This window comes from Chitinophagales bacterium, assembly GCA_041392475.1.
Classification (GTDB): Bacteria; Bacteroidota; Bacteroidia; order Chitinophagales; family UBA2359; genus JAUHXA01.
In genome coordinates this window covers 862878-876476 of record JAWKLZ010000001.1, presented here as the reverse complement: position 1 = coordinate 876476, position 13599 = coordinate 862878, and the positions used below count along the sequence as shown (strand labels likewise).

The following is a 13599-nucleotide window of genomic DNA, read 5'->3' as shown; positions in this document are numbered from 1 at the left end:
CATGATTACAATTATCAACTACAATGCTGGAAATGTACAATCTGTCCTGTTTGCGATGCAGCGATTAGGTATTGAGGCGGTTTTGACAGATGATTTGGAGGTGATTCGAGCATCGGATAAGGTGATTTTTCCAGGCGTTGGAGAAGCAAGCACAACAATGCAAAACCTGCGGTCGAAAGGTTTAGACCAATTGATTCCCGATTTGAAGCAGCCCGTTTTGGGGATTTGCTTGGGAATGCAGTTGTTGTGTGACTATTCGGAGGAAGGAGATACGAAATGTTTGGGCGTATTTCCGCAAAAAGTGGTCAAATTTGAACCCAAATTGAAGGTGCCACATATTGGATGGAACAGTATTTATGGGCTTCAAAATCCATTGTTTCACGCTGCATTGGAGTCGGAGTATGTATATTTTGTACACAGTTATTATGTCGAAAAGGGGTTTTACACCATTGCAGAATGTGACTACATCACCCCTTTTAGTGCTGCGATTCGCAAGGACAATTTTTTTGCTACTCAATTTCACCCCGAAAAATCTGGCAAAGTAGGAGAGGAGATATTGAAGAATTTTTTAGAGCTCTAACTATCACACCTTTCGCTGATAAACAGTTTTTTATAAAAAAAGTAACACACATTACAGCCCTAATAAAAAAACTTTTATTTGGAGAGGCGAAAATATATTTGCAATACCTAAGAATCTAATGTATTTTTGTCCTATGTATTCAAAAGAACTACTCAAAGGAACACTTCGAACGATTGTTTTAAAGCTACTTGCCGAACAAGGTCGCATGTATGGCTACCAAATTACACAAGAGGTAAAAACCCGCACCAAAGACGAAATTGTATTGACCGAAGGTGCATTGTATCCCACTTTGCACAAACTGGAAGCAGAAGGATTGTTGGTAACAGAGGAGGTTTTTATCGGTAAACGAGTTCGTAAATATTACCGATTGACAGAAACGGGCAAAGTTGCGGTAGTCGATAAAGTTCAGGAATTTGCAGATTTTGTGAAGACCATGCAAAAGTTACTGGAGTTTAAATTGGAAGTCAGTTGAAATGACTGGATGAACAAATAAGTGAAATGATATGGAACTTTCTGATAAACAAATAGACTGGATAGCGAGGGATTTGCAGCAGAGAGGTTTGACGTATCATCCATTGAAGGGTGAACTGCTTGACCACATCTGTTGTGCCATTGAATCGAAACACACAAATGGTGAAACTTTTGAAGTCACTTACCAAGAGGTGATAGCAGCATTTGGTGTTGAAGGAATAAAACATATTCAAACGGAAACACTTCATTTATTAACACATAAAAAATACATCATGCGAAGATTAACAGCATTGACTGCCACAACATTTATGGCGATTGTAGTTTTCTTGACTTTCAATATGTATGCTCAAAATGCACCGAGTATGCACCCTCTTGGTAAAGAGGTGAAAGTGACGAGTCATTTTGGAATGAGGATGCACCCTTTTTTGAAGAAAGAAGCCTTTCATAAAGGTATTGACTTCAAAGCAGCTTTAGGAACACCCATTTATGCAACAGCTGATGGGGAGGTGAAGGCAGTTATTGAAGACAAGGAAGGACATGGTAATCACTTGATTTTACAACACGATTCAGAATACAAAACAGTGTATGCCAACTTATCAGGTTTTGCTGTTGAGGCAGGTGTGATGGTTAAAAAAGGGCAGTTGATAGCGTATTCAGGTAATTCAGGAGCTTCTACTGCACCGCATTTACACTATGAAGTTTTGAAAAACGAGGAGCCTGTTGATCCGCTTGATTTCTTTTGAAGACCTTGATTTAGTAGTCAGTATTGAAGCCATATTTTTAATTGTTCATTTCATAATCTGTTAAGAAACTAAAAATGTCGATTCACTGACTGTTCTATTTGGTTTTACTAGAACAAAACTGACCTCAAAGGAGTTATATACCCACAAAGAGTGAAAAACTCTTTATCAATTTGGATTAGTTTTTCAAGATTTTTTAGGTTTTTAGGGTTAAAAATGGTTTTTGATTGAGCCTCACTGGTGATTCGGTGAGGCTTTTTTTTTGGGCAAAATAATATAGTTTTGCTTCAATTTTTACCAAGTAATTTAATTCGTTAAGCGATTATGCGTAACTTTCCCGCAAATTTCTAAACAAAATGCCTGAAACTTTATATTCCGCTCTTACACTGTTGTTGATTGGTATGATTACCGTTTTCATCATTTTATTTTTGGTGGTAGTCAGTGGAAATGTGCTTATTCGTTTGGTTAATAAATATGTACCCGCTCCAATCGAACGGTCTAAATCTTATTTGCCGACTAATGACAAAGGAACGGCGATACCTTCTTCAAAAATTGCAGCCATTGTAGCAGCAGTAGAAATGGTTTCAGAAGGTAAGGCACAAGTTGTGAAAATTGAGCGCAAAAAGTGATTTCAAAATAAAATAAAAATTCAATATATGGGTCGCGAGATTCAATTAAGTCTTGTTTATAGAGATATGTGGCAATCATCTGGAAAATACATGCCACGAGTTGACCAGTTGGTAAGAGTTGCAGAGCCTATTATCGAAATGGGTTGTTTTGCGAGAATAGAAACAAATGGTGGTGGTTTTGAACAAATTAACCTACTTTTTGGAGAAAATCCCAACAAAGCAGTGAGAGCATGGACAGCTCCCTTCAACAAAGCAGGAATACAGACACACATGCTCGAAAGAGGACTAAATGGTATTCGAATGAGTCCAGTTTCTGCCGATGTTCGCAAGTTGATGTTCAAAGTCAAAAAGAAGCAAGGAACAGATATTTCTCGTTCTTTTGACGGTTTGAACGATGCTCGAAACATAATTGACTCTATTCGCTATGCCAAAGAAGGTGGAATGATTGCCCAAGCTGCCTTGAGTATCACCCACTCCAAAGTACATACCGTTGAATACTACATCAATCTGGGCAAAGAACTAATTGAAGGAGGTGCTGATGAAATTTGTATCAAAGACATGGCGGGAATTGGTCGACCTGTTTCGATTGGAAAAATTGTGAAAGGTATCAAGGATGCTTTTCCGAAGATATTGATTCAATACCATGGCCATTCTACACCAGGTTTTTCGGTAGCCAGTTCATTGGAAGCTGCTAGAGCTGGTGCAGATATCATTGACGTAGGCATGGAACCGCTTTCGTGGGGAACAGGTCATGCGGACTTGCTCACAATCCACGAAATGCTCAAAGATGCAGGCTTTAGCCTTCCGCCAATCAACCAAGAAGCCTATATGGAAACTCGGCGATTGACACAAGAATTTATTGATGACTTCTTGGGCTATTACATTGATCCTCAAAACCGCTACATGAGTTCACTGCTTATCGGTCCAGGGCTTCCAGGCGGCATGATGGGGAGTTTGATGGCAGATTTGCCGCCCCGAGCCAAAAGCATCAACAAAAGTCGCGAGAAATTTAACAAAGAATCCCTCACCGAAAACCAAGTATTGATGGAACTTTTCAAAGAGGTAGAATACGTTTGGCCCAAAATGGGATATCCACCTTTGGTGACTCCTTACAGCCAATATGTGAAAAATACTGCTTTGGCAAATATCATGCAGATGCAAAAAGGTAAAGAGCGTTGGAGCATCATGGGCGAAGACGTGTGGGACATGCTTACAGGACGTTCGGGGAAACTACCCAGTGAAATTGCACCTGAATTGGTGGCAATGGCAAAAGCACAAGGGCGAGAATTTTATACAGGACATCCACAGGAACTCTACAAAAGTAAATTGGAGTTTTACCGCCAAGATATGCTACAAAAAGGATGGGATTTAGGGCAAGACGATGAAGAACTATTAGAGTATGCGATGCACCCTACCGAATATGTAAAATACAAATCGGGTGAAGCAAAAGCCAAATTTGAAGAAGATTTGGCAGAAAAAAGGGCTGCAGCCAAAGTTCAAGAAGATGCTGCAAAAGGCATTTTTTCTGCAAAACCAAATGATACCAACACACAAACTTCAATGCCAAATTTCCAACCCAAAACCCTCAATGTACGAGTTGGTGAGGAAGAATTTACCGTCACTGTGTCTTATGATGGTTCGGAAATGCCTGTATCACAAAGCCTGAATCCACCAGCCATTGAAAAATCTGCCTCCAATGGTCAATCTACCAATACCAACAACGGTAAACTAGAAGATATTTTGGCTCCATTAGAAGGTGTTTTCTACCTCCGCAAAAACCCAAGTGATCCCGCAGTCAATGTTGGAGATATGGTAAAGGTCGGTGATACAATTGGTTATATTGAAGCCATGAAAGTATCCAATGCAGTGAAAACAACCAAAAGTGGACGAATTGCAGAAATATTGGTGAAAACTGGGGAAGAGGTGGAAGATGATGATGTATTGATGAAAATTAGCCCCATGTAAAATTGAGGATTAGCATAAGTTGGTGTGTGAGGATTTTCACTCACCAATCACTATTCACCAATCACCAATCACCAAATGGATATTTTAGAAAAACTCTATAAAATGACTGCCTTTAGCAACATTGTTGCGAGTCCAAGCATATTGATTATGTTGGGATTGGCCTTCGCATTGTTGTATTTAGGTATCAAAAAACAATACGAACCACTTTTGTTGGTGCCGATTGGTTTCGGATTACTGCTCGCCAATTTTCCCGGTGGAGGTATGAATGTTATCCCTGCCATAGACAGCAGTGCACCAATTTTACATGCAACAGTTTTGGAACTTGCCAAAGATTACGGCATTATGAACATGCTCTACTATACCCTCATCAAAACAGGATTGTTACCCCCCATTATCTTTTTAGGTGTTGGAGCAATGACTGATTTTGCTCCAATGCTACGCAATTTGCGTTTGGCATTTTTTGGAGCAGCTGCCCAAATTGGTATTTTTAGTGTATTGATTGCCGCTTTTTTAATGGGTTTTGATCTTAAAGAATCTGCTGCTTTGGGGATTATTGGAGGGGCAGATGGCCCAACAGCTATCTATACGACCATTATGTTAGCACCTCATTTACTTGGGCCAATAGCCATTGCAGCCTACTCTTACATGGCTTTAGTACCTGTTATTATTCCGCTGGTGGTGAGGTTTACAGTTACAGAAAAAGAGCTGAAAATCAACATGAAACAACAGGATAGAGAGTTTCCGAATAAGATAAAAATCAACAATATGAGGGCGGTAAAAATCATTTTCCCCATTTTGTTAGTCACCATTGTTTCACTATTAGTTCCTTCTTCTGTTCCTTTGGTTGGCATGCTTTTATTCGGCAATTTAATCAAAGAAATAGGTAGCGACACCAAGCGATTGAGTAATGCCGCTGCAAATGGAATCATGAATACTGCCACCATCTTTTTGGGTTTAACTGTTGGTGCAACAATGACCGCAGATGCTTTCCTCAACTTTCAAACCATAGCGATTATTGTAGGTGGTTTTATTGCGTTTGTTTTTTCGATTACAGGCGGAATTATGGCAGTAAAAATCTATAATTTATTTGCCCAAAAGAAAATCAATCCGTTGATTGGAGCAACAGGATTGAGTGCTGTCCCGATGGCTTCAAGGGTTGCCAATGAAATCGCATTGGAGTATGATGATACGAATCATCTACTTCAATACGCAATGGCAAGCAATATATCAGGAGTCATTGGTTCTGCAGTTGCAGCAGGTGTATTGATTACTTTTTTGGGATAGAAGGAACTTTTTCCCGTTTATTTTGATTGAAATGGTAGTTTGTCTACAAAACTGACCCAATAACTTGAAATAGTTTTTGGGATTTAGTCGTTGTAATAATAGTATAATTGCGTAGTTCATTTTTCAATTGAAAAAACGCCATTACAGAGAATTGCGATATTAATGAGTAATTTGCTAAAAAAAACATCAAAAAATCTTTGTCAAAAACCTCAAATATCCTTATATTCGCAAAAGTATAAAAACAGTTGTAAGTAAAGGCTACAAAAAAAGACAAAAATACGTCATACCATTAAAGGTTTCCATCATAACAACTTTTTGTCAACCACTGCAAAACTCCAATCAGCATGAAGACCATTTTTACGCCTTTCATTCCTTCCTTCCTAGTTTTTCTGGGCATATTTTTATTTGCCCATGTCCATTTGTATGCCTTTTCAAATAGCCATCAGTCCAAAAAAGAACAACTTCAAGAACAAGATGTGGTTCAGTTAAGTCCAGAAGGGGATAGGGTTGCTTATATGCGAAATGGATTTATTTGGGTAGCCGACATACAGCAACCGAGTCACGCACAAAAAATTTCTGTTAAAGGAGAAATTATCAGTTGGCAATGGACTTACAATCATGCTCTATTGGTTGTTTACAAAGTAGATGCAGAAATGGGTATCCTCAGTATCAACATTGATGAATTTACCCAAACAGATGTAACTCCTTTCCCTCTTCAAAATGTCCAAATATTGGCTACTAGCCCTAAACGTCCTCATACAATTGCCGTGAGTATTCAGGCTAAAAAAAACATACAAAACGGAATCTATCACCTTCACCTACAAACAGGAAAAGCTTACCGAATCACTGATTTAGGAGATTACGATGGACGTGATTTTGATTCTGAACTGCATATTAAAGCATAATTGAAATAAGCTAATTCTTTTCCTTCTCCTTTTTGTGTCTTACCTTTGCCTAAAACAAATGTCAAAACGCAAAGCCACAAAAACAGCACAACAAACAGACAATCAAGGCAACACAAAACCTTCTAAGTCCTTTTTAGAACGTTACCAATGGTGGGGTCTTTTGTTGGTAGTAGGATGCACCTATTTGGTATTTGCAGGAGTGGTGAAAAACGATTTCATAGATTACCAAGATAATTTGTATATCCTTAGCAATGGTTTGATACAAAGTACTTCTTTACAAATTTTTGGTGAACCAGTAGCCAATCATTACCAGCCACTTACTCTATTATCTTTTGCCTTCAATTACCAAACCGCCAATCTCGCACCTGCTGCTTACCACTGGACAAACTTAATCTTACATTTAATCAATGTTGTTTTGGTCTTTTTCGTACTCTATTTGTTGAGTAACCGAAAGCCATTGGTAGGACTAATTGGAGCTATGTTGTTTGCCGTTCATCCCATGCAAATAGAAACGGTAGCTTGGTTGTCAGCACGTTCGGTTTTGGTATATAGTTTTTTTATTCTATTGTCACTTATCGCTTACCTTCAATACTACAACACCCTAAAATCCTGGTGGCGAGTTGCAGCTATCTTCACTTATATTTTGGCACTGTTTTCTAATTCTGCTGCGATTGTATTTCCTTTTGTTTTGTTGGCAATTCATTATTTTAGAGGTGATTCGATAGACCGAAAATTGGGAATGAAATGGGCCGAATTTTGGGTGATTTCTCTGGGATTTTTGGCGATGGCATTGTATTACCATCAAATAGGAAATGCAGAAGGAAGTATTGCATCTATTTTGATGGATAGCACTTATGCGTTTACGCTGTACTTTTTGAAATTCATTATTCCCTTCAAATTAGCTATTTTTCACCCTGCACCAAGTATCGTTCCCACACAAACGTTGCTGTATTACCTTTCTCCCGTTGTGGTATTAATGTTTGTAGGGCTTACGATATGGGCGTTTCGTTCTGCTCGTGTTTTGGCCTTTGGGTTGTTGTTTTTTGCAGCAAACATAGTATGGTTTCTGCCCTTTTTCCAACATTCGGAAAGCATTATCAACGAAAGCAATGTCTATATCGCCTATATTGGATTGGCGTTTGTGGTAGCAAATGGTATATACCATTATTTGCTACAAAGCGATAAATCACAACAATTTGTAAGCAAGGTAATATTGAGTGGAGGAATCTTTGCCGTCTTAATTTTGGCTTATACCAGCTATCAAAGAGTCGCCGTTTGGGAAAGTAATTTTACCATTTGGCAAGATGCGATTGACAAATATCCACAAACATCATACATGGGATATGCCTTCAAAGGCGACTATTACCGCAACATTCAAAACTATACGGAAGCCCTAAATCAATACAATCAATCCCTCCAAATCAATCCCAATTATGGCACAGTTTACCACCGAAGAGCCATCACAAATCATTTTCTTAAAAACACCAAAGCAGCAGAAGCAGATTACCTTAGGGCAATTGAAATGAATGAAGAAAAGTATATGTCTTACGCCAATCTCTGCAAAATTCATCGGATGGAAGGTGACTATGAACAGGCAATGAAAGAATGCAATGCTGCCATTGAAGGAGGTGATTTTGTAGAAAAACACAATGTCTATTTGCAGAGGGCAACTATGTTAGCATTGGCAAAAAACTACGAAAAAGCCCTTGCCGATTACAACGAATATTTGAAGTATGAAACGGAAGATGGAAAAGGCTATCGTTGGCGGGCCATCGCTTATTACGAGTTGCAGAACTACGATGCCGCTATGAAAGACATTCAATCGGCCTTAAATCTCAATGCAAGTGATGCCATTGCGTATTTGTATCGATATCGAATCCACAAATTGCGGAATAATGTTGAGGAAGCAAGATTAGACAGCATACGGGCAAAAGACTTGGGTGCACCTTTTTAAAAGCGTGTAAAAAACTATTGAAGTTTGTTTTGTGGATTTTAAGCATTTGACAATCAATTGATTGTCGGAAACACTAATTTTCGTAACTGTGTAATAATCAAAACTCTATGCCTCAGTGTTCAATAGAAACTATCCGAACTATTGTTACAATGACTTCAAATAAATCGGTAAACCATCGGTGGGTTCTTGCAGTGGAACTGCTCGATAAGGAGCTTTGTAATTTTCGGGAACAGTCCACTCAAATTGCTGCAATAAGTGATTCATAATCAATTTGATTTGCATTTCTGCAAATGCAAACCCGATACAATGGTGCTTCCCCGCCCCAAAAGGTGCATAGGCATGAGGGCATTTACGGTGTTCCTTTCTTTCTTTGTCAAAACGCTCAGGATCAAATTGTTCAGGTTTTTTCCAAAGTTCATCATTGTAGTGATTGTGCTGTAAAACAACACCCAAACGGGTATTGGCAGGAATGGCATAATCTCCAAATTGCATTGCATGGGTACTCACCCGAGGCAACAATATAAGTGGTGGATACAGTCGCAAAGCTTCTTTGATTGCCAAATCCATATCTTCCAAGATTCGCAAATCTTTGACTTCCTTCAAATTATTTAAGTCCAGTTGGGTAGCCTCTTTGCGAACACGCTGCTGCCATGTTGGATTTTTGGCAAGCAGATAGGTAAGGCTTGTAAGCGTGCTTGCGGTGGTGTCGTGGGCAGCCATCAGAATAAAAATGAGGTGATCTACGATTTCTTGGTCACTCAATTGATTGCCTTCTTCACTTTTGGCAAAGCAGAGAAGGCTAAAAAGATCTTTTTGAGGATTTGCACGTTTCTGTGCAATCAGGGTTTTGAAGTAAGCCTCCAACTTTTTTCTTGCTTTAACACCACGAGCATAAGTGCTAAAGGGTATAGCTACTGGAATGGCCGTTGCTGCTTTCACCACTTCAATAATATGTTGATTCACAATAGCCAAGTCTTTGGAGAAATCCAACCCAAAAAATACTTTTCCCGCCATTTGAAGGGTCAATTCCTTGTAGGCGTTGAAAGCAAACACCTTTTTTTGTGTCCGCCAACTTTCCACAAAATCTTCAATAATCGGCAGCATCATTTCCAAGTATCCGTTCATCGGGTCTTTTTCAAATGCCGTTCGCAAGATATTTCGATGGTACTGATGGCGTTCTCCGTCCATGAGCATCAAACCATTGGGAAACAAATCTTTGAGTGGAAATTCCCATGCTTGTTCATTAGAAGTGTATTTTCCTTGCTCAATTAGCAAGAACTGATTCGCTGCTTTGTCTAACAATACCAATTGCGTTTTTCCGAAATATTGCATTTTGAATACATCTCCATATTTCTCTTGTTTGTCCTTGTAGAGTTGAATTGGGTTTTTCAAAAACTTAAACATGTCGCCAAAAAAGGGTAAACCCCAATCGCCTGGAATGTCTGATAGTTGTGCTTTTTGCTGATTCATGGTTTATATATTTAAATGTGCTGCAAAATAAGAAATTTAATAGTATTTTTTTTTTCAGTATTTGAAATACAAATCACTTGTTAAAAATTGCTAAAGAACTGCAATACCTAAAATTTTCACTGTATAAAAATTATATTTGCATGGATACATACAACATATATTTCACCTAAAGTCGCTTCAATATGGACACGAAACACATTTATTTTCAAAGCTACAATGAAAATCATCTACCCAATCATGAAGCCCACAATACCAATAGATTGGCATATTCTTCCTTCAAAAAAATTGAAGATCAAGGGACTGTTGGTGGAATAGCGATTAAATATGTTATACAAGGATTGGAGGAATATGCTGTGGGTTATGACAGTCATGAGGTCGGTGATAATCAGTTTTTATTGCTCAATCAAGGAACTCCTTTTCATGTATCCATCGACACAAAAGATTACACCAATGGTATTTGTGTGAATTTAAGTACCTGTATGGTCAAGGATGTGTTGAGGAATTTTGAAGCAAAAGAGGAAACCTTGCTCGATTTTCCTTTAGATTTTGATGAAATGAAGGGTTCGATACCCATTATTGACAAAATTTATCCCGCCAATGAATCGTCTATTTTGGGGAATCAACTCAAAAAACTGGCACATCAAATTGAAAGTCAAAAAATAACAGACTTATCAGAACATCACTTGTTGACTACCCAAGATGTGTATTATGACCTCACACTTGCTTTGCTGCAATTGCAGGGTAAGGCTTTTGACCAAATGAACAAATTGTCGAGTGTGAAGCGAAGCACTCGCAAGGAATTGTACAAACGCCTGTCGGTTGCCAAAGAATTCATTGACGAAAATTTAGATAAAGGTATTGACATTCAAGACATATCGAAAGTAGCCACTATTTCTCCCTTTCATTTTCACCGCACCTTCAAAGCCGTTTATGGTTTGTCTCCCCACCAATACCGCATCCAAAAACGATTGGGCAAAGCTGCAGAACTTTTGATGGACATCGAACATTCTGTTACAGAGATTGCTTTTCTCACAGGTTTTGCCGATATTCACTCCTTTAGCCGTTCTTTTAAAAAGGAGTTTGGTATTCCACCTTCAAAATATCGGCGATTTAATGATGAATGACAGGTAATTATGTACAAAATTCCCAATCGAAAGATACAGTTTCAAGACCTTGGTTCGGTAAGTTATGAAGACGCTTGGAAATACCAAGATGAACTATTTCAAAGTGTAGTTGCAGAAAAAGTGGCCAATAGAAAAAAGGCGGAATCAGAACAATTGCCAACCGACAACCACTTGATTTTCTGCAATCACCCCCACGTTTACACCCTCGGAAAAAATGGGTCAATAGACAATTTGCTGCTCAATGAAGCCGAATTGGAAGACCAAAACATCGAATTCTTCAAAATCAATAGAGGAGGCGACATTACCTATCATGGCCCTGGTCAAATTGTGGGTTATCCGATTATGGATCTTGACAATTTTTTCACCGACATTCACAAGTTTTTGCGGTTTTTGGAAGAAATGGTTATCCTCACTTTGGCGGAATATGGTCTTGAGGCAGGACGTATCAAAGGCGCAACAGGTGTTTGGTTGGATGGTGAAAATCCATTGAAGGCAAGGAAAATATGCGCTATGGGAATCCGCTGCAGTCGATGGGTGACAATGCACGGATGGGCATTTAATGTAAATGCCAACCTTGATTACTTCAACAATATTGTTCCTTGCGGCATCACTGATAAGGCAGTGACGTCACTCCACAAAGAATTGGAGGTGGAAAAGGTGGATATTGAAGAGGTGAAAAGTAAATTGAAGAAGCATTTTACAAATTTATTTGAAGCTGAACTGGTGAAAAATTTGCAGCCGGTGAGATAATTTGTTCAAGTCTTAAAGAAATAATTATCTTAGACCTTTAAATTTTTCCGCTACTGTGTAGTTTATATTCTCTAACAAAAGAGAAGCATAAGAAAATTAAGTGAATTTGTAAATATTTGAAAGAATGAAAGACATTGCAGTAATTGCACTTGCTTTGGTGATGTTCGGTTTGATAGGTTATTTTGCAGCAGCACAGTTTGGCTATATTGAAGGAGTTGGTGGGATTTATCATTTATTTCAAGACTCACTTGGCAAATGGGTGAATCTTGCAGTTTTTATTGTGGTGTTGATTACCATTGGTGCCATTTTCTTTCGGTTTGACAATGCAAGTACAATCCTTGCATGGATATTTATGTTGATTACGTTTCCGATAGTGGGCTTGATTGGAAACTTGTATTTAAGTCGTGAATACCTATTGGGGCGAAAATTGTCTCAAAAAGAAGATAAGGATTTGGAATATCTGAAAAAATCTGGTGTTTTAGAAAATGATTATTCTGCCAAACACGATACGATAGCAAAGGAAGATGTCATTCAGGAGAAAATGAATATCGTGAGAATGTTGTCCAACAACTGCAAGGCCCTGCTGACTGACTGCAATAAAATCACTTTGTTGAACAATGGTAAAGTTACTTACGATGCTTTGTTGAAAGCCATCGAAGCAGCAAAAGAACATATAAATATTGAATACTACATCATTGAAAACGATGTTATTGGGAACAAAGTAAAGGACGCTTTGATCAAAAAAGCAAAAGAAGGAGTAGAGGTGCGACTTATTTACGATGGTTTGGGAAGCTGGGGAATGGGGGGCAAGTTCAAAAGACAACTCAAAGATGCAGGTGTGCAGATAACTACTTTTCGGTCGGTTTCTTGGCTGATTTTTGCCACCAAAATCAACTTTCGCAACCATCGAAAAATTGCTGTCATGGATGGCAAAATTGCTTTTGTTGGAGGCATCAATATTGGCGATAATTATATCAAAGATCCTGAATTGGGCTTTTGGCGAGATACACACTTACAGATTGAAGGAGAAGCAGCTCAAAGTTTACAAGCTATTTTCTTGGCAGATTGGTTACATGCGAGCAGAGAAAAAAATGTAGACGTTGAGAAATACTTGAAAATACACCGTCCTGATAATAAACAATGGGTGCAAATAGCGGCAAGTGGCCCCGATTCGGAATGGTCTAGCACTCTACAAGCTTTTTTTGCCGCTATTACTACCGCCAAAGAATATGTTTATATTGCTACTCCCTATTTTATTCCCACCGAAAGTATTTCGACTGCTCTTTGTGTAGCTGCTTTGAGTGGTGTAGATGTCCGAATTATTCTCCCAAAAGACTCCGATTCTTCAATCGTAAAATGGGGAACACGATTCAATGTTGGGCAACTTTTGGAGGCAGGGGTAAGGGTGTTTTACTACGCCAAAGGATTCATTCACAGCAAGGTAATGGTAGTAGATGATGTGTTTGGTTCGGTTGGCACTGCCAATATGGATATCCGTAGTTTCGACCAAAACTTAGAAGTTAACGCATTGTTATACGATAAAAAAATCGTGGCAGAATTGAAAAAATCTTTTCAAGAAGATTTGACTTATAGTGAAGAAGTGACACTTAAAGATCATCAAAACCGACCCTATTTGGATAGGGTGAAAGAACGGGCTGCGAATATGGTGTCGCCTTTGTTGTAGGAGAAAGAGTATAAAAGTCTCATTCCACTAAAATCTTCCATGA

At 38.6% G+C, this 13599-nt stretch carries 12 protein-coding genes; 11 read left to right on the top strand and 1 reads right to left on the bottom strand.

Annotation, left to right across the window (positions count from 1 at the left end; all coding sequences use genetic code 11):
- The first annotated feature begins 1 nt into the window (after position 1).
- The 8 genes from hisH (at position 2) to R3E32_03220 (ending at position 8528) form a co-directional block, all read left to right on the top strand.
- The gene (gene hisH, locus R3E32_03255) at positions 2 to 580 is read left to right on the top strand and encodes an imidazole glycerol phosphate synthase subunit HisH (GenBank protein ID MEZ4883732.1); all 579 of its coding nucleotides are present in this window, start codon (positions 2 to 4) and stop codon (positions 578 to 580) included.
- 133 nt (positions 581 to 713) lie between these two features.
- A complete protein-coding gene (locus R3E32_03250; protein ID MEZ4883731.1) occupies positions 714 to 1052 on the top strand; it encodes a PadR family transcriptional regulator in 339 nt (112 codons plus the stop codon).
- A gap of 31 nt (positions 1053 to 1083) precedes the next feature.
- Positions 1084 to 1794 (top strand): M23 family metallopeptidase, encoded by a 711-nt coding sequence (locus tag R3E32_03245; protein ID MEZ4883730.1) that lies wholly within the window; start codon positions 1084 to 1086, stop codon positions 1792 to 1794.
- A 353-nt stretch (positions 1795 to 2147) separates the two neighbouring features.
- Complete coding sequence (locus tag R3E32_03240) at positions 2148 to 2420, top strand: OadG family transporter subunit (GenBank protein ID MEZ4883729.1); 273 nt, start codon at positions 2148 to 2150, stop codon at positions 2418 to 2420.
- A gap of 27 nt (positions 2421 to 2447) precedes the next feature.
- A complete protein-coding gene (locus R3E32_03235) occupies positions 2448 to 4385 on the top strand; it encodes a biotin/lipoyl-containing protein (protein ID MEZ4883728.1) in 1938 nt (645 codons plus the stop codon).
- 75 nt (positions 4386 to 4460) lie between these two features.
- The gene (locus R3E32_03230; GenBank protein MEZ4883727.1) at positions 4461 to 5669 is read left to right on the top strand and encodes a sodium ion-translocating decarboxylase subunit beta; all 1209 of its coding nucleotides are present in this window, start codon (positions 4461 to 4463) and stop codon (positions 5667 to 5669) included.
- Positions 5670 to 6013: 344 nt separating this feature from the next.
- On the top strand, positions 6014 to 6574 hold the full coding sequence (locus R3E32_03225) for a hypothetical protein (GenBank protein ID MEZ4883726.1): 561 nt from the start codon (positions 6014 to 6016) through the stop codon (positions 6572 to 6574).
- Between the two features lie 58 nt (positions 6575 to 6632).
- Positions 6633 to 8528: a tetratricopeptide repeat protein gene (locus R3E32_03220; GenBank protein ID MEZ4883725.1), complete on the top strand. Its 1896-nt coding sequence runs from the start codon at positions 6633 to 6635 to the stop codon at positions 8526 to 8528.
- Positions 8529 to 8672: 144 nt separating this feature from the next.
- Here the strand turns inward: R3E32_03220 and R3E32_03215 are convergent, their stop codons facing one another.
- Positions 8673 to 9998 carry a cytochrome P450 gene (locus R3E32_03215; GenBank protein ID MEZ4883724.1) on the bottom strand — a complete coding sequence of 442 codons (1326 nt, stop codon included), beginning with the start codon at positions 9996 to 9998 and terminating at the stop codon, positions 8673 to 8675.
- Between the two features lie 182 nt (positions 9999 to 10180).
- On the opposite strand from R3E32_03215, the gene R3E32_03210 reads away from it, so the two are divergent.
- The 3 genes from R3E32_03210 (at position 10181) to cls (ending at position 13556) form a co-directional block, all read left to right on the top strand.
- Positions 10181 to 11122: an AraC family transcriptional regulator gene (locus tag R3E32_03210; GenBank protein ID MEZ4883723.1), complete on the top strand. Its 942-nt coding sequence runs from the start codon at positions 10181 to 10183 to the stop codon at positions 11120 to 11122.
- Positions 11123 to 11131: 9 nt separating this feature from the next.
- A complete protein-coding gene (gene lipB, locus R3E32_03205; protein ID MEZ4883722.1) occupies positions 11132 to 11872 on the top strand; it encodes a lipoyl(octanoyl) transferase LipB in 741 nt (246 codons plus the stop codon).
- 124 nt (positions 11873 to 11996) lie between these two features.
- On the top strand, positions 11997 to 13556 hold the full coding sequence (gene cls, locus R3E32_03200; GenBank protein ID MEZ4883721.1) for a cardiolipin synthase: 1560 nt from the start codon (positions 11997 to 11999) through the stop codon (positions 13554 to 13556).
- Positions 13557 to 13599: the final 43 nt, after the last annotated feature.